This is a genomic window from Xylanimonas allomyrinae (assembly GCF_004135345.1).
Lineage (GTDB): Bacteria > Actinomycetota > Actinomycetes > Actinomycetales > Cellulomonadaceae > Xylanimonas > Xylanimonas allomyrinae.
Map to the genome: position 1 here is coordinate 3329476 of NZ_CP035495.1, position 16423 is coordinate 3345898.

12 protein-coding genes and 3 pseudogenes are annotated in these 16423 nt (G+C 74.1%); 8 read left to right on the forward strand and 7 right to left on the reverse strand.

The features are described from left to right. Positions 1-25 precede the first annotated feature (25 nt). From ET495_RS14970 to ET495_RS14985, 4 genes and pseudogenes are all read right to left on the reverse strand, one after another. Positions 26-1321, reverse strand: coding sequence for an alpha/beta fold hydrolase (locus tag ET495_RS14970; protein WP_129205445.1), 1296 nt, complete (start codon positions 1319-1321; stop codon positions 26-28). Between the two features lie 99 nt (positions 1322-1420). Beyond that, positions 1421-2933: pseudogene (glpK, locus tag ET495_RS14975) on the reverse strand (glycerol kinase GlpK). 44 nt (positions 2934-2977) lie between these two features. After that, a complete protein-coding gene (locus ET495_RS14980; RefSeq protein ID WP_129205446.1) occupies positions 2978-3718 on the reverse strand; it encodes an MIP/aquaporin family protein in 741 nt (246 codons plus the stop codon). A gap of 15 nt (positions 3719-3733) precedes the next feature. Continuing rightward, positions 3734-5479 (reverse strand): glycerol-3-phosphate dehydrogenase/oxidase, encoded by a 1746-nt coding sequence (locus tag ET495_RS14985; RefSeq protein WP_129205447.1) that lies wholly within the window; start codon positions 5477-5479, stop codon positions 3734-3736. Between the two features lie 92 nt (positions 5480-5571). Here ET495_RS14985 and ET495_RS14990 point away from each other — a divergent pair, with 92 nt between their 5' ends. Then, positions 5572-6069 carry an amino-acid N-acetyltransferase gene (locus ET495_RS14990; protein ID WP_129205448.1) on the forward strand — a complete coding sequence of 166 codons (498 nt, stop codon included), beginning with the start codon at positions 5572-5574 and terminating at the stop codon, positions 6067-6069. A 65-nt stretch (positions 6070-6134) separates the two neighbouring features. On the opposite strand, the gene ET495_RS14995 is transcribed toward ET495_RS14990, so the two are convergent. Next, a complete protein-coding gene (locus ET495_RS14995) occupies positions 6135-7079 on the reverse strand; it encodes an HhH-GPD family protein (RefSeq protein WP_245993488.1) in 945 nt (314 codons plus the stop codon). 723 nt (positions 7080-7802) lie between these two features. On the opposite strand from ET495_RS14995, the gene ET495_RS15000 reads away from it, so the two are divergent. Continuing rightward, the gene (locus ET495_RS15000) at positions 7803-8618 is read left to right on the forward strand and encodes a hypothetical protein (RefSeq protein ID WP_129205450.1); all 816 of its coding nucleotides are present in this window, start codon (positions 7803-7805) and stop codon (positions 8616-8618) included. A 61-nt stretch (positions 8619-8679) separates the two neighbouring features. Here the strand turns inward: ET495_RS15000 and disA are convergent, their stop codons facing one another. Both disA and radA read right to left on the reverse strand, forming a co-directional pair. Beyond that, positions 8680-9765: a DNA integrity scanning diadenylate cyclase DisA gene (disA, locus tag ET495_RS15005; RefSeq protein WP_129205451.1), complete on the reverse strand. Its 1086-nt coding sequence runs from the start codon at positions 9763-9765 to the stop codon at positions 8680-8682. Between the two features lie 46 nt (positions 9766-9811). Continuing rightward, a complete protein-coding gene (radA, locus tag ET495_RS15010; RefSeq protein WP_129205452.1) occupies positions 9812-11248 on the reverse strand; it encodes a DNA repair protein RadA in 1437 nt (478 codons plus the stop codon). Positions 11249-11338: 90 nt separating this feature from the next. Between radA and ET495_RS15015 the strand changes: the two genes are divergently transcribed. The 6 genes and pseudogenes from ET495_RS15015 (at position 11339) to ET495_RS15035 (ending at position 16420) form a co-directional block, all read left to right on the forward strand. Beyond that, positions 11339-11992, forward strand: a complete 654-nt coding sequence (locus ET495_RS15015; protein WP_129205453.1) for a hypothetical protein — start codon at positions 11339-11341, stop codon at positions 11990-11992. A 78-nt stretch (positions 11993-12070) separates the two neighbouring features. Next, positions 12071-12277: pseudogene (locus ET495_RS19510) on the forward strand (NAD(P)-binding domain-containing protein); the annotation flags it as partial. A gap of 296 nt (positions 12278-12573) precedes the next feature. Further along, on the forward strand, positions 12574-12891 hold the full coding sequence (locus ET495_RS19515; RefSeq protein ID WP_342770115.1) for a pyrroline-5-carboxylate reductase family protein: 318 nt from the start codon (positions 12574-12576) through the stop codon (positions 12889-12891). A gap of 1 nt (position 12892) precedes the next feature. Next, entirely contained in the window at positions 12893-13933 is a 1041-nt protein-coding gene (locus ET495_RS15025; RefSeq protein ID WP_245993121.1) for a LacI family DNA-binding transcriptional regulator, read from the forward strand. A gap of 66 nt (positions 13934-13999) precedes the next feature. Beyond that, on the forward strand, positions 14000-15646 hold the full coding sequence (locus ET495_RS15030) for an FGGY-family carbohydrate kinase (RefSeq protein ID WP_129205454.1): 1647 nt from the start codon (positions 14000-14002) through the stop codon (positions 15644-15646). Between the two features lie 121 nt (positions 15647-15767). Continuing rightward, positions 15768-16420 (forward strand): annotated as a pseudogene (locus ET495_RS15035) (L-ribulose-5-phosphate 4-epimerase). Positions 16421-16423 lie beyond the last annotated feature (3 nt).

Here is a 16423-nt window from a genome sequence, read left to right on the forward strand (position 1 = left end):
GCGCGCCTGCGGCGCTGCCGCCGTCTCAGCGCCGAGGCAGACCCCGCTCGTCCATGCGCCCCAGCAGCACCGGCAGCACGCCGCCGACCCGCAGCCCGTCGTGCTCGTGCTCGTTGGTGACCCACGCCCGCGTGCATCCCACCCGGGCCGCCGTGTCGAGCGACAGCCCCGCGTCCACGTACAGGTCGTCGAAGTACACGGCCGCCTCGACGGGCACCTCGTTGGCCGCCAGCCGCTCGACGTCGTACAGGTCGTCCCAGCCGTCGCGCGCGGCGAGCGCGTCGGCCGCCGCACGCAAGCCCCGCAGCTCGGCCTGCTCGACCATGTGCGGGTAGATCATCTCGCCCGTGAACAGCAGCGGGTCGGCCCCCGGCGCGAACGCCGGGTCCGCGTCGCGCACCTGGGCGGCGGCCCACGCCGTCGGCCCCGTGTGCGACTGCGCGTAGATCGACTCGTGCACGACGGCGTACAGCGGGTTGGCGCGGAACGACGTCGCCGCCTCGACCTGCGCGAGGAACGTGCCCGTGAGCTCGCCGTCGGTGTCGAACGCCTCGTCGAGGATCCAGTGCAGGGCGTCGACGCCCTGCTTCATCCCCAGGCCCATGCCGAGCGCCTGCACGCGCGGCACCGTCAGCGGGTCGCCGCACGGCAGCACGACGCCGCCCGCCGCGACCCGGTCGACGACGCGCCGCACCACCGCGACGTCGGCCGGGAACCGCTCCCGGAACACGGCGTTGCGGGCGGCGACGCGCGGCTGCGTCCGCTCGTACACCTCGCGGGCGCTCGCGGTCAGGCCGGGCAACCCTCCGGTCACGTAGCAGGCGTCGAGCGCCTCGGGGGCGAGCGACAGGTACGTCAACGTGATGAACCCGCCGTACGACTGCCCGAGGGTCGACCAGCGCCGGCCGCCGTAGAGCGTGCGCCGCACGTGCTCGGCGTCCCGCACGATGGAGTCGGCCCGGAAGTGGGCCAGGTGCTCTGCCTGCGCGGCACCGTCCCCGACGGCGGCCAGGCGCCGCGCCGAGACGGGCGTCGAGCGCCCGGTGCCCCGCTGGTCGAGCAGCACGACGCGGAACCGTTCGAGCGCCGCGCCGAGCCACCCGTCCGCCGGACCGGCGGGCCGTGGCCCCTTGCCGCCGGGCCCGCCCTGGAGGAACAGCAGGAGGGGCAGGTCCTCCGAGCGCCGGTGCGCGGCCACGACCTCGCGCACGAACACCGTGAGGGTCTCGCCGCCGGGCGACGACCAGTCGAGGGGAACGGTCGCGGCCCGGTCGGTGACGTGGATCCCCGGGATCGTGTAGGTCGTGGGCAGCGCAGCCATGTCGTCGACCCTACGCGGCAGGGAGAGCGAGACGGCGCGGCACGGCGCACACGACGGCGGACGCCCGGCCGGGCGACCGCCGTCGCGTGTGCCGGCTGTTTACTGTGTGTCGGCGTCGACCCAGTCGAAGGTCTTGGTGACGGCTTTCTTCCATTGCCGGTAGAGGCGTTCGCGTTCGCTGGTGTCCATGGACGGTTCCCAGCGGCGGTCCTCGGCCCAGTTGGCGGTCACGTCCGACTCCCCGGACCAGAACCCGACCGCGATCCCGGCGGCGTAGGCCGCGCCGAGCGCGGTGGTCTCGGCGACCTGGGGGCGTACGACGTCCACACCGAGCTGGTCGGCCTGGAACTGCATGAGCAGCTCGTTGGCGACCATGCCGCCGTCGACCTTGAGCTCGGTCAGCTCGACCCCGGAATCGGCGCGCATGGCCTCCAGCACCTCACGGGTCTGGAAGGCGACCGACTCCAGCGCGGCACGCGCGATGTGGTTGCGGTTGACGTACCGGGTCAGGCCCACCAGGGCGCCACGCGCGTCGGGACGCCAGTACGGGGCGAACAGCCCCGAGAACGCGGGCACGAAGTACGCGCCACCGTTGTCCTCGACCTTGCGGGCCATCCACTCCACGTCCGGGGCGTCGGAGAACAGGCCCAGGTTGTCGCGCAGCCACTGGATGAGCGACCCGGTCACCGCGATCGACCCCTCCAACGCGTACCGGGGAGCCTGCTCACCGATCTTGTAGCAGACCGTGGTCAGCAGCCCGTTGCGCGAGGGGACCTTCTCGGTGCCCGTGTTGAGGAGCATGAAGTTGCCCGTGCCGTAGGTGTTCTTCGCCGTGCCGGCCTCGAAGCACGCCTGCCCGAACGTCGCAGCCTGCTGGTCGCCCAGGATGCCCGCGATCGGCACCCCCGGCAGCAGCCCGCCCGCCCGGCCCAGCCCGTACACCTCGGACGAGGAGCGGATCTGCGGCAGCATCGACAACGGGATGCCCATGTCCGCCGCGATGTCCTCACGCCACGACAAGGTGTCCAGGTCCATCAGCATGGTCCGCGACGCGTTCGTGACGTCCGTGACGTGCACCCCCCGTCAGGGCCACCGGTCATGTTCCACAACACCCACGCATCGGTGTTGCCGAACAACAGGTCACCACGCTCGGCCGCCTCCCGGGCACCGGCCACGTTGTCCAAGATCCACTTGACCTTCGGCCCGGAGAAATACGTCGCCAACGGCAACCCGACGATCGACTTGTACCGGTCAGGCCCCGCCTGCCCCCCAGCTCCTCCACGATCGGCTGGGTACGCGTGTCCTGCCACACGATCGCGTTATAGACCGGCTTACCCGTGCGCCTGTCCCACACCACCGTCGTCTCACGCTGGTTCGTGATCCCGACCGCCGCGATATCCGTGAACGTCACGTTCGCGCGCGTCAACGCAAGACCCACCGCCTCACGCACGTTGTTCCAGATCTGCTCCGGACTGTGCTCGACCCACCCCGCACGCGGAAAGATCTGGTCATGCTCGAGCTGACCCACCGACACGACCCGACCACCATGGTCGAAAATCATCGCCCGCGAGCTCGTCGTGCCCTGATCAATAGCAAGAACAAAGTCAGGCATGGTGCTGTGACTCCTTCACGTCGTCGTGCTGTCGGATGGTGTGGTCAGACGCCGACCCCGGTTCGCACGAGGCACCCCGCCGCGACGGCGCCGACGATCGGCCCGACGACGGGAACCCAGGCGTACGACCAGTCGGAGGACCCCTTGCCCGGGATGGGAAGCAGGAAGTGCGCGACACGTGGTGCCAGGTCGCGGGCGGGGTTGATGGCGTAGCCGGTCGGCCCGCCGAGGGACGCACCGATGCCGACGACGACGAGCGCGACGCCGAGCGGCCCGATCTGCGTGGGCGTGCCGCCGTTGACGAGCACCCAGTACACGAGCACGAACGTCGCGATCGCCTCGGTGACGAGGTTCCACGTGTACGAGCGGATCGCGGGACCGGTCGAGAACACGGCGAGCTTGACGCCCGGGTCGGCGTCCTGGTCGAAGTGCTTCTTGTAGGCGAGCCAGGCGACGACGGCGCCGACGAAGCCTCCGGCGAACTGCCCGGCGAAGTACACCAGGGCGTGCCCGAACGTGCCGTCGATCAGCCCGAGATCGTTCTCGAAGAACGGCTTGTCGGCCACCCACAGGCCGATCGTCACCGCGGGGTTGAGGTGCGCGCCCGAGGCGTGCGCGGCATACACGCCGGCGAACACCGCAAGGCCCCACCCGAAGTTGATGAGAAGCCAGTTGGGGCCGAAGCCCTTGTTCTTCGGCAGGATGACGTTGGCCACCACGCCGGCGCCGAGCAGGATCAGCGTCGCGGTGCCGATGAACTCCGACCAGAATGCGTCGACAAGCATCGTCGTTCCCTTCTGTCAGCTTTCGAGCGGCACCATCTCGGCGACGTCCGCGGCGCGCAGGCGCGCGGCCTGGGCGGAGGCGTCGTCGGGCTCGGTGGCCGCGGCGTCATAGGCCTGGACGCGCTCGCGGTACGCGGCGGTCTCGGCCTGCTTCGTGGCGTCGTCCCATCCCAGCAGGGGTGCGACGACGTCGGCGATCTCCGGCAGCGCGGCCAGGCCGGCGTCGGGGACCTCGTAGACGAGGCGCGTGCGGTGCAGGAGCACGTCCTCCAGGTGCAGGGCGCCCTCATGGGTGACGCCGTAGTGGACCTCGGCCCGAAGGTAGGCGGGTGCGTGAGCGAGCGGGCGGGCGAGCGACGGGTCGGCCTCGCACAGCTCGACGAGCTCGGCGACGTCGGACCCGTACCGGTGCAGCAGGTGGTCCACCAGGGGCGGCGTCCACCCGTACCGCTTGGCCCAGGAGCGTGCCTGCCGTTGCACGGCCTGCAACCCGACCGCGCCCTGCAACGGGATCTTGTGCGTGATCGACGGCAGGGCCGCCGCACGCTGCCCGATGGCGTGGTCGACGGCGTCCTTGGCCATCACGCGGTAGGTGGTGAGCTTGCCGCCCGCGATGACGCTCAGCCCGGGGTTGGGCGAGGCGACGGTGTGCTCGCGGCTGACCTTCGCCGACGACGTGCCCTCCTTGGTGCCGGGTTGCAGCAGGGGGCGCAGGCCCGCGTAGGTGCCGATGACGTCCTCGCGCGTGAGCGGGTGGGCGAGCACCGCGTTGGCGTGCTCCAGCACGTAGTCGATGTCCGCCGACGACGCGACGGGGTCGCGCAGGTCCTCGTGCCACGGGGTGTCCGTGGTGCCGATGACCCAGTACCGCGACCACGGGATGATGAACAGCACCGACTTCTCGGTCTGGAGGATCAACCCGACCTTGCCGCGGATGCGTTCGCGCGGCACCACCAGGTGGATGCCCTTCGAGGCGAGCACGCGCAGCCCGCCCTCGCTGCCGGCGAGCGCCTCGGTCTGCTCGGTCCACACACCCGTGGCGTTGACGACGGCTCGCGCCCGCACCGTGATGCGCCGGCCGGACTCCAGGTCGACGACGACGGCGCCGTTGACGGCACCCGTCGCCGACTGGGTGAGCTCGACGACCTGCGTGCGCGAGGCCGCGTGCGCCCCGTACCCGGCCGCGGTGCGCACGAGGGTGTTGACCAGGCGGGCGTCGTCGACCGACGCGTCCCAGTACTGGACGGCGCCGATCGCGGCGTCGTGCGCGAGGTCGGGGAACTTGCGGGCCATCTGGGAGCGCGTCAGGTGCCGGTGGATCGGCATGGCGCGCTTGCCGGGGGCGATGCTCGCGAGCGTGTCGTACAGCGCGATGCCCGCCCCGACGTACGCGCGCTCCCAGACGCGGTGCTCGAGCGGGTACAGGAACGGCACGGGCCGCACCAGGTGCGGCGCGAGGTCGCGCAGCAGCAGGTCGCGTTCCGTGAGCGCCTCGTGCACCAGGTGGAAGTCGAGCATCTGCAGGTAGCGCAGGCCACCGTGCACCAGCTTGGAGCTGCGGCTCGACGTGCCTGACGCCCAGTCCTGCGCCTCGACGATCGCCGTCGACAGGCCGCGCGTCACGGCGTCGAGCGCGATGCCGGCGCCGGTGATCCCGCCTCCGACCACGAGGATGTCGAGCTCGCCGCTGGGCGTGGTCGAGGACTCGAGTGCGGCAAGGGCCTGCTCCCGAGACTCGACGGTGAGCCGGGTGGTCGCCATCGATGGCTCCTTCCGAAAGTGACGTGGCTAACGTCACACTGGCTGGCGCGAGACGCAAGTGGATGGGCCACGGGCGCACGTAAAGTGACGCCGTGACTCCTGTGATCCGGCCCGCACTGCCCGCTGACGTCCGCGCCGTGCGGGCCCTCGTGGAGCCGTACGCGGAGCGACGCATCCTCCTGGCCAAGGAGCTCGTCGGGTATTTCGAGGCGGTTCAGGAGTTCCTGGTCGCCGAGGTCGACGGCGTCGTCGTCGGCTGCGGGGCGCTGCACGTCATGTGGGACGACCTCGCCGAGGTGCGCACCCTGGCCGTCGCACCCGAGCACCTCGGGACGGGGGTGGGGCACCGGCTGCTGGCCGCCCTGGTGGACCGGGCGCGCGCGTTCGCGCTGCGGCGCGTGTTCTGCCTGACCTTCGAGGTGGACTTCTTCGGCCGTCAGGGCTTCGAGCCGATCGAGGGCACACCCGTGACCCCCGAGGTGTACGCCGAGCTGCTGCGCTCGCACGACGACGGCGTCGCGGAGTTCCTCGACCTGGCCCGGGTCAAGCCGAACACGCTCGGCAACACCCGCATGCTGCTGAGCCTCTGACCGTCCGACGCCGGCCGACGCCGGCCGACGTCGGCCGACGTCGGCCACGGCGCGCGGCTGGGGCGTCAGTCCGCGGGGAGGCGGTAGGCGCGTGCGGGTGTCTGCTCGACGAGACCGTCCTCGATCAGCCCGGCGAGACAGCGGGTGACCTGGGCCCGATCCGGCCGTGACTCGGGGGCCGCGCCGGCCGAGCGGGTGCCCGCGCCGACCGCCGTGCTGATTGCCGCGCCGATCGCCGCATCGATCGCCGCATCGATGACCGACCGTGGCACCGGCCCGGGCGCGCCCCGCAGCACGGCCATGATGCGGCCCCGGCACTGCCGGTCGGTCCCGTGCCATGCCTGTGCGCGACGGCGGTGCGCGTGCTCGTCGCCGGGGTGGCCGGCGGCGCGCCAGGCGCACAGGTCGCCGACGGGGCACTCGCCGCAGCGCGGCGAGCGGGCCGTGCACACCAGCGCGCCGAGCTCCATCGACGCGGCCGCCCACGCGACGGCGGTGGCGTCGTCGTCGGGCACGAGGGCGGTCGCGGTCTGCCGCTCGGCGGCGGTCGGCGTGGGGGCGGGCAGCGCGACGCCGCCGACGGCGCGAGCGAGGACGCGGCGCACGTTGGTGTCGACGACGAGGGCGCGGCGCCCGAACGCGAACGCGGCCACCGCGGCCGCGGTGTACTCGCCGACGCCGGGCAGCGCACGCAGCGCGGCCTCGTCCGCGGGCACGGTGCCACCGTGCCGTTCGACGACGACGCGCGCGCACTCGTGCAGACGCAGCGCGCGGCGCGGGTAGCCGAGCCGGTCCCACGCGCGCAGCACGTCGGCCGTCGGCGCGGCGGCCAGCGCCGCGGGTGTCGGCCAGCGGCCGAGCCACGCCCGCCACACCGGCTCGACCCGCGCGACGGGCGTCTGCTGAAGCATCACCTCGCTCACGAGCACGCCCCACGGGGTCCGGCTGGGGGCGCGCCAGGGCAGGTCGCGGCGGGCGGCCGCGAACCAGGCGACCGTGCGGCCGATCAGCGGGTCGGGGGCGGGGCCGGGCGGCGTGGCGGGGTTCGCCTGCGGGGCGGGGCTGGCCGACGCGCCGGGGTCTGCTTGCGGGGCGGTGGCGCGCGGGGGGCCGGAATCGCCCTGTGGGGCGGGGACGCCCTGAGCGGCGGACTCGCCCTGCTTCGCGGACTTGGGCTGCGCGTCGTGCTTCCGCGAGATCGGTGTGGGCGCCGTGGGTGCCGGCGCGGCGGAGGTCGGAGGCACCCGGACACCGTAGTCGGGCGTCGCGCGGCAGGTCGCCGTGTCGTGTCGGCGCGGCATCTGCGGCCTGCGGCGGCGTCGTCGTACCGTGATCGGTACCGACCGACCGGAGGCTCCGTGGCGCCCGCTGACCGCGACCGTGACCGCGCCCCGCGCGGCGATGACCCACGCCGGCAGCAGCCGCGCGGTGCCGGGGCGCCGCGCTCGTCCGCGAGCCGCGCGCCGGCGTCCGGGCGGCCCGCAGCGGGTCAGGGTGCGGCAGGCAGGAGTGCGGCGAGCAAGAGCGCGGCAGGCAAGACTGCGGCAGGCAAGACTGCGGCTGGCAAGAGCGCCGGCGGGAGGCCTGCAGGGAAGGGCGGCGGCGCCGCGGCCCGGCAGCAGCCGCCGGGACGCAAGCCCGCCGGCAGGCAGCAGGCGGGCACGCCCCGCCCGGCCGCGTCCGGGTCACGCGACCGGCGCGTCGCCTCGGCGAACCGTCTCCAGGCGCCCGGCGTGGCACGGACGACGTCGCGCGCCGCTCCCGCGCGGCCGGGTTCGCCGCGGCGGTTTCCCGTGCTGCCCCTCGTCGTCGTGGCGCTGCTGGTGGGCGCCGGGTCGGTCCTCGGGTACGGCATCGGGCGCGGGGTGTCGTGGGTGCGTGACGTGTGGCCCGACCCGGTGCCGCCGCTCGCGGCGCAGAAGGTCGCGCCGCCGGACCCGGCCGAGGTCGGCGGGCCGAGCGAGGCCTGCCCCGCGTCGAGCCTCGAACTGACGGCTGTGCCCGGCGCGACGAGCCTGCTGCCCGGTCAGGGCACGGCGTTCGACGTGACGATCACCAACGTGGGCCGCCACCCGTGCCTGGTCGACGGCGGCGACTCCTCGCGCATGGTCCTGATCACCGACGCCGACGGCGCGACGGTGTGGAACAGCGCCCAGTGCTCCTCGGGCTCGATCGACCTGTTGCTCGGTCCCGGCGACGTCCACCAGCGCTCGCTGCGCTGGCTGGGCCGGGCCTCGGCCGAGGGCGACTGCTCGTCGGCGCAGCCTGTCGTCGGGCCGGGGACGTACACGGCCCGCGTCGTGATGCCCAACGTGCCGGGTGCGGAGGGCGCCCCCGTGACGCTCACGGTCATGGAACCGCCGCCGTCGCCGGAGGCCACACCGGATCCGTCGGCCACGCCGCAGGAAGGCACCGAGGGCGGTACCGAGGGCGGCACTGAGGGCGGCACCGAGGGCGGCACCGAGGACGCGACGGGCGGCGAGGCCACGCCGGGCACCGACCAGACGGCACCGCCGGAGGCCGAGCCTGCGGGGCAGGCGACGGACTGAGCGCCGCCAGGAGGGGTGCCCGGACACGCACAGGACGCGACCCGTGTCAGGCGGGCAGCCCTCAGACGTACCGTTCGAGGATGCTCGACTCGGCGAGCCGTGACAGCCCCTCGCGTACGGCGCGGGCGCGCTGCTCGCCCACGCCGTCGACGGCCATGAGGTCGTCGACCGATGCGGCGAGCAGCTTCTGCAGGCCGCCGAAGTGCGCGACGAGGCGGTCGATGATCGCGCTGGGCAGGCGCGGCACCTTGGACAGCAGGCGGTAGCCGTGCGGTGCGACGGCTGCGTCGAGCGCGATGCCGCCGCCGGGCAGCTCCAGCACGCGCCCGATCTGCCCGAGGTCCAGCAGCTGGCTGGAGTCGAGGCCGGCGAGCGCCGACTGGACGTCGGAGAACGACCGGTCGATCCGTTCGAGCTCGACGTAGTCGCGCACCACGAACTCGCGGTCGGAGCCGATCCCGCCGATGAGCTCGTCGAGCTGGAGGGCGAGCAGGCGGCCGTCGACACCGAGCTCGATGACGTACCCGGCGATCTCCTCGGAGATGCGGCGCACCATCTCCAGGCGCTGCACCACGGAGCACACGTCGCGCACGGTGACGAGGTCTTCGATCTCCAGTGCGGACAGCGTGCCCGAGACCTCGTCGAGGCGGGCGCGGTAGCGCTCGAGCGTCGCGAGCGCTTGGTTGGCGCGGCCCATGATGGTGTCGGAGCCTTCGAGGACGTGGCGTGCGTCGCCGACGTAGAGGGCGACGATCCGCATCGACTGGCTGACGGAGATCACGGGGAACCCGCTCTGCTTCGCGACGCGCTCGGCGGTGCGGTGCCGGGTGCCGGACTCGCTGGTTTCGATCGTCGGGTCGGGCAGCAGCTGCACGGCCGCGCGCCTGATGCGGGTCGCGTCACGGTCGAGCACCACGGCGCCGTCCATCTTCGACAGCTCGCGCAGGCGGGTGGCGGAGAAGGCGACGTCGAGCACGAACCCGCCCGAGCACATCTCCTCGACCGTCTTGTCGAGGCCGAGGACGATGAGCGCGCCGGTGCGCCCGCGCAGGATTCGTTCGAGTCCGTCGCGCAGCTCGGTGCCGGGCGCGACGGCCGCGAGGGTCTCCTTGAGCAGTTCGTCCTGGTGGGCAGGTGTGGAAGCCACGTTGTCGATCCTAGGGGTTGGGCGCTCGACGGCCAGGTGATTCGTCTCAGCGGGCCGCTCGACCGGGCGCGACGGCGTCGACCGCGTGGGCGACGTGAGCCGCCTCGATGAGCTCCAGTCCCGCGGCGGAGCGTGCCGACGTGCCGGCGCGCGTCCCCGGAGGCACCACGGCCCGCACGAACCCGAGGCGTGCCGCCTCGCTCAGCCGGCGGTCGATCCCGGCCACGGGACGCACGTCCCCGGCCAGGCCCACCTCGCCGAACGCGACGGTCCCCGGCGGGAGGGCGTCGCCGGTGCGGGCCGAGACGATGGCGAGGGCCGCAGCCAGGTCCGCGGCGGGCTCCCCGGCGCGCGCGCCGCCGACCGTCGAGAGGTAGACGTCCTGGTCGGCGAGGCGCAGCGACGCGTGCCGGTGCAGCACCGCGAGGATCTGGGCGAGACGTGAGGAGTCCATGCCGTTGGTGGTGCGGCGCGGGTTGGGCAGCGCCGAGGGTGCCACGAGCGACTGGATCTCGATCGCGAGGGGGCGCCGCCCCTCGAGGGTCACGGTGACGCACGATCCGGGCACGCCCGCCCCGAGGTGGGAAAGGAACAGCCCGCTGGGGTCGGCGAGCCCGGTGATCCCGGTCTCGGTGAGCTCGAAGCAGCCCACCTCGTCCGTCGGCCCGAACCGGTTCTTGACGGCGCGCACCATCCGCAGGCGCGAGTGCCGGTCGCCCTCGAACTGGCAGACGACGTCGACGAGGTGCTCGAGCGTGCGCGGGCCGGCGACGCTGCCGTCCTTGGTCACGTGGCCGACGAGCAGCACCGGCACGCGCCGCTCCTTGGCGACGGCGATGAGCGCCGCCGCGACCTCGCGCACCTGCGACACACCGCCCGCGACGCCGTCGACCTCGGCCGAGGCGATCGTCTGGACGGAGTCCACGACCAGGAGCTCCGGCGTCGTCGCCTCGACGTGCCCGAGCACCGTCCCCAGGTCGGTCTCGGCGGCGAGCAGCAGCGACGGCGCGAGCGCGCCCACGCGCTCGGCCCGCAGGCGCACCTGCCCGGCGGACTCCTCGCCCGTCACGTAGAGCACCGTGCGACCGCCGCGTCCGTCGAGGCCGTGCGCGTACTGCGAGGCGACCTCGAGCAGGAGCGTCGACTTGCCGACGCCGGGCTCCCCGGCCATGAGGACCACGGCCCCCGGCACCAGCCCGCCGCCCAGCACCCGGTCGAGCTCGTCGACGCCCGTGGGCGTCGCGCGCGCCGACTCGACGTCGATCTGCGCGATCGGCAGCGCCGCCGAGCGCACCGGCGTCACGGCCACGGTGCGCGGCCCCGCGGCGGCGGGCCCGTCCTCGGCGACCGTGCCCCACGCCTGGCACTCGCCGCAGCGGCCCACCCACTTGGCCGTCGCCCAGCCGCACTCGGCGCATCGGTAGGCGGGCCGGGCGGTCTTGGCCGCCCCGGAGCGGGGGCGGGCCGACGTCGATGAGGTCACGCGGGCACGCTATGCGCCACCACCGACACGCCTCCCAGCCGGACGCCCGGAGCGTGCGTAGGCTGCGGGCTGTCGACCCTGGAGGCCCGCATGACCGACGACAGGACGCCGCGCCCCGTGGCGCGTCCGCAGACGCGTGCTCGATCCCACCCCTCGGCCGCGGTGCTGCGTCGTCGTCGCATCGTGGCCGTGTCCGGGGCGGGTGCCGTGGTGCTCGCCGTCGCGCTCGTGACGGCGTTCTGGTGGCCGGGGTTCGCCGTTCCCGACCCGCTGCCGACGCCGACGCAGACGGTCACCGCCCCCGTGCCGACCCCGACCGTCTCGCCTGCCGCGCGCGGCGGCGAGCAGACCGCGCTCACCAAGGCGCTGCCCGACACCGTGCTCGCGTTCGCGCAGCAGGGGATCGAGAACCTCCCCGCGTGGCAGGCCGACAACGGGGCCGTCGAGTCGTGGACGGTCACCTACGCCGACGGCGCGGAGGCGGACGCGGCGAGCGTCGTCCTCCAGGTCGGCCAGTGGGCCGACGCCGACGCCGCCACGTCGTTCCACGCGGCCCAGGTGAAGGCCGCCGGCGCCACGATCAAGGACGGCGACGTCGAGGTCGGCGGCGAGGTCGCCGGCACGTACGCGCTGGTGCTCACCGACGACGGGGCCGCGCTCTGGTGGCGCAACGGCACCGTGGTGCTGCGTGCGCTGGGCACCCAGGAAGACGTCGAGGCCTTCTACTCGGCGTTCCCGCTCTGAGACGGCGGCGTGAACCCACGTAACGTTGCGCCCGTGAGCATCGACGACGTCCGCCTGGCCCTGCTGGGCACCGGGAACATGGGAGAGGCCGTGCTGGCCGGTGCGCTGCGCGCCGGCGTCGCGCCCGGCAACGTCACGGCGACGGTCCGCCGCCCCGAGCGCGCAGACGAGATCGCCCGGAGGTACGGCGTCCGCACGACGGCGGACAACGTCGAGGCGGTGCGTGACGCCGACGTCGTGGTCGTCGCGGTCAAGCCCAAGGACGTCGAGGCCATGCTCGGCGAGGTGGGGGACGCGCTGCCGCGTCACGCCGTCGTCGTGAGCGTCGCCGCGGGTCTCTCCACGGCGTTCTTCGAGGACCGCCTGCCCGGGCGCCCGCCCGTGGTGCGGGTCATGCCCAACACGCCTGCCGCGATCGGCGCGGGCACGTCGGCGCTCAGCGCCGGGGCGCACGCGTCGGCGGCCGACGTCGACCTGGTGCTGGCCGTCCTGGCCGGAACGGGCGACGTCGTCGTGGTTCCCGAGGTGTCCCAGGCGGCGGCGGGGCGCTCGCGGGCTCGGGCCCGGCGTACGTGTTCTACGTGCTCGACGCGCTGGCCGAGGCCGGCGTCGCCGTGGGGCTCTCGCGCGACCTGTCGACGCGCCTGGCCGTGCAGACGGTGCTCGGCTCGGCGCGCCTCGTCGCGGAGACGGGCGAGCACCCTGCGCTGGCGCGCGAGCGCGTGACCTCGCCGGGCGGGACGACGGTCGAGGGCCTGCGCCGGCTCGATGCGGCAGGCGTCCGAGCGGCTTTCGTCGACGCGGTCGAGGCGGCCCGCGACCGGACCCTGGAGATCGCCGCCGGCCTGGAGGGCCACAGCCGGGGTGCGGGGGCGGACGCGCAGGGCTCCGAGGACTGACATGACCGCACGGCGCGCTCCGGCGATGTCCGACGTCGCGGCCCGCGCCGGGGTCTCGCACCAGACCGTCTCCCGGGTGCTCAACGACCACCCGAGCGTGCGGCCGGCGACGCGCGACCGTGTGCTGGCCGCGATCCAGGAGCTCGGGTACCGCCGCAACAGCGCCGCGCGCGCTCTCGTCACGGCGCGGTCGGCGACCGTGGGCGTGCTGACGAACGGCAGCGCGCACTTCGGCCCCGCGAGCACGGTGCTGGCGGTCGAGGCGGCGCTGCGGCGTGAGGGGTACTTCATCTCGACCAGCTCGCTGTCGGGCACCGACGCGGCGGCCGCCGCGGACGCGCTCGAACGGCTCGTGGACCAGGGTGTGGAGGGTGTGGTGGCGGTGGCGCCGCTCGCCGAGGTCGCGCTCGCCATCGGCGAGCACGCCCCGCCGTGCCCTGTCGTCGTGGTGGCCGCCCGCCGGGATGTCCCCGACACGGTGCGCGAGCAGTACGTGTGTGTGGACCAGTACCGGGGGGCGCGGCTCGCGACGGAGCACCTGCTCGGCCTGGGTCACCGTCATGTGGTGCATCTGGCGGGGCCGGCGCGCTGGTTCGACGCGGCGGAGCGCACGGCGTCGTTCCTCGCGACGGCGCAGGCGTGGGGCGTGCAGGCCGACGTCGTCGAGACGCGCGGCTGGTCGGCGCGGCGCGGGTATGAGCTGGGGCAGGCTCTCGCGCCACGGGTGCGCCGCGCAGGTGGGCCGACGGGCTTCTTCGCGTCCAACGACCTGATGGCGATGGGGTTGATGCGGGCCTTCTGGGAACACGGCCTGCGGGTGCCCGAGGACGTCTCGGTGGTGGGGTTCGACGACATCGAGGGCAGCGCCTTCCTGGTGCCTGCGCTGACCACGGTGCGCCAGCCGTTCGAGGCCGTGGGGCGCGCCGCGGTGCGGGCGCTGCTGGACGCCTGGGAGACCCCGGACGACCCGGACCGACCGTCCATGGCGGCCGTCATCGCCCCCGAGCTGGTGGTCCGGGGGAGCACGGCCGGTCAGCGGTAGGAGCGGCGTCCGCCAGGATTGCCGGAACGTGCGGCACGGCGCGAATGTTAGCGCTAACATTGAACGATGGACAGGGATCGACACGATGACGTGACCTCCGCCCGCGACGCCGTCGTCGCCGGCCGGACGACGCTGGGGATCGAGCTGGGCTCGACGAACATCAAGGCCTGCCTCGTGGGGCCGGACTCGCGCACGATCGCGGTCGGGTCGTTCACCTGGGAGAACCAGTTCGTCGACCGGGTGTGGACGTACTCGCTCGACGCGGTGCACGAGGGCCTGCGGGGCGCGTTCGCGGCGCTCGCGGCGGACGTGCGCGAACGCTACGGCGTGCCGCTGACGGCGGTGGGCGGCCTCGGGGTGTCGGCCATGATGCACGGGTATCTCGCGTTCGACGCCGCGGGCGACCTGCTGGTGCCGTTCCGCACGTGGCGCAACACCTCGACGGGGCAGGCCGCGGCCGAGCTCACGCGGGCGCTGGAGTTCAACGTGCCGTTGCGCTGGTCGGTGGCACACCTGTACCAGGCGATGCTCGACGAGGAGCCGCACGTGCCGCAGGTCGCGTTCCTGACGACGCTGGCGGGGTACGTGCACTGGCGGCTCACGGGCGAGCGGGTGCTGGGCGTGGGCGACGCGTCGGGCATGTTCCCGGTCGACGCGTCCACGGGCGACTACGACGAGGCGAGGCTGGCGGCGTTCGACGCCCTGGCCGCCGCTCGCGGCACGGCCGCTCCGGCGCGGGCATCGCTGCGGGCGCCCCTGCGTGCGCTGCTGCCCTCGGTGCTGCCCGCAGGTGCGGCTGCCGGACGCCTGACACCCGAGGGCGCGGCGCTGCTCGACCCGACGGGGACCTTTGCCGCAGGTGTCCCGCTGTGCCCGCCCGAGGGCGATGCGGGCACGGGCATGGTGGCGACCAACGCGGTCGCCCCGCGCACGGGGAACGTCTCGGCGGGCACGAGCATCTTCGCGATGGTGGTGCTGGAGAAGGCCCTGGCGGCCGTGCACCCGGAGATCGACGTCGTGACCACGCCGTCGGGCGACCCCGTCGCGATGGTGCACTGCAACAACGGGGCCAGCGAGCTGGGCGCGTGGGCGCAGGTCTTCGAGCAGTTCGCGCGGGCGCTGGGCGTGGAGGCCGGCCAGGGTGCGGTGTTCGCCGCCCTGCTGGGGGCCGCGCTGGACGGTGATCCCGACGGCGGTGGGCTGCTCGCGTACAACTACCTGTCGGGCGAGACCATCACCGGCCTGGACGAGGGTCGCCCGCTGCTGGTCCGCACGCCCGGGTCGCGGCTGACGCTGGCCAACTTCGCCCGGACGCAGGTGTGCAGCGTGTTCGCGACGCTCGCGCTCGGCATGCGCACGCTGGCCGCCGAGGGCGTCGCCGTGGACGCCCTGCTCGCGCACGGCGGGCTGTTCCGCACGCCCGGCGTGGCTCAGCGGCTGCTGGCCGCTGCGGTCGACGCGCCCGTGGCGGTCGCCGCGACCGCGGGCGAGGGCGGCGCGTGGGGCGTCGCGGTGCTGGCCGCGTACACCGCAGCGGTCGCCGACGGCGAGGAGCGCGCGCTGGCGGCCTGGCTCGACGAGCACGTGTTCGCCGACGCGCTGACCGTCGTCGCCCGGCCCGAGGCCGCCGACGTCGCGGGCATGGGCGCCTACCTCGAGCGCTACACCGCGGGGCTCTCCATCGAGCATGCCGCCGTCGCTGCCATCCACTGACCGGGCCGCCGGGCCGCCCGCCCGGTCCCACCCGAGCCACCCGAGCCACCATGAACGAGCCAGGAGCCTGCCCGTGACCGAGACCACCTCGCCCACCCCGCCCGTCGCGGTCCCAGCCGCGTTGCGCGCCGACGTGGACGCCGCCAAGGAGCGCGTCGCCGCGCTGCACGCCGAGCTGCCCCGTTGGGAACTGGTCGTCTGGACGGCCGGCAACGTGTCCGAGCGCGTGGGCGACTTCTTCGTCATCAAGCCGTCGGGGTGTCCTACGACGACCTCGACGCCGACGCCATGGTCGTGTGCGACCTGGACGGCACCCTGGTGGAGGGCACGCGCTCGCCGTCGTCGGACACCGCCGCGCACGCCTACGTGTACCGGCACATGCCGCACGTGGGCGGCGTCGTGCACACGCACTCCACCTACGCGGCCGCCTGGGCCGCGCGCGGCGAGGAGATCCCGTGCGTGCTGACCATGATGGCCGACGAGTTCGGCGGGCCGGTCCCCGTGGGGCCGTTCGCGATCATCGGTGACGACTCGATCGGGCGCGGCATCGTCGAGACGCTCGACGGGCACCGCAGCCCGGCCGTGCTCATGCGCAACCACGGTCCGTTCACCATCGGCAAGGACGCCAAGGCAGCCGTCAAGGCCGCCGTCCTGCTCGAGGAGGTCGCCCGCACGGTCGCGATCGCGCGGCAGGGCGGCGACCTGGTCCCCGTCGCTCAGGACGCCATCGACTCGCTGTACCACCGCTACCAGAACGTCTACGGCCAGCACTGAGGC

What these genes read in the sequence shown, in the direction of transcription:
- ET495_RS14980 (WP_129205446.1), bottom strand. Translation starts at nt 3,718, where the DNA reads ATGCTTGTCGACGCATTCTGGTCGGAGTTCATCGGCACCGCGACGCTG.
- ET495_RS15030 (WP_129205454.1), top strand. Translation starts at nt 14,000, where the DNA reads ATGGACAGGGATCGACACGATGACGTGACCTCCGCCCGCGACGCCGTC.
- ET495_RS15025 (WP_245993121.1), top strand. Translation starts at nt 12,893, where the DNA reads ATGACCGCACGGCGCGCTCCGGCGATGTCCGACGTCGCGGCCCGCGCC.
- ET495_RS14970 (WP_129205445.1), bottom strand. Translation starts at nt 1,321, where the DNA reads ATGGCTGCGCTGCCCACGACCTACACGATCCCGGGGATCCACGTCACC.
- ET495_RS15015 (WP_129205453.1), top strand. Translation starts at nt 11,339, where the DNA reads ATGACCGACGACAGGACGCCGCGCCCCGTGGCGCGTCCGCAGACGCGT.
- ET495_RS14985 (WP_129205447.1), bottom strand. Translation starts at nt 5,479, where the DNA reads ATGGCGACCACCCGGCTCACCGTCGAGTCTCGGGAGCAGGCCCTTGCC.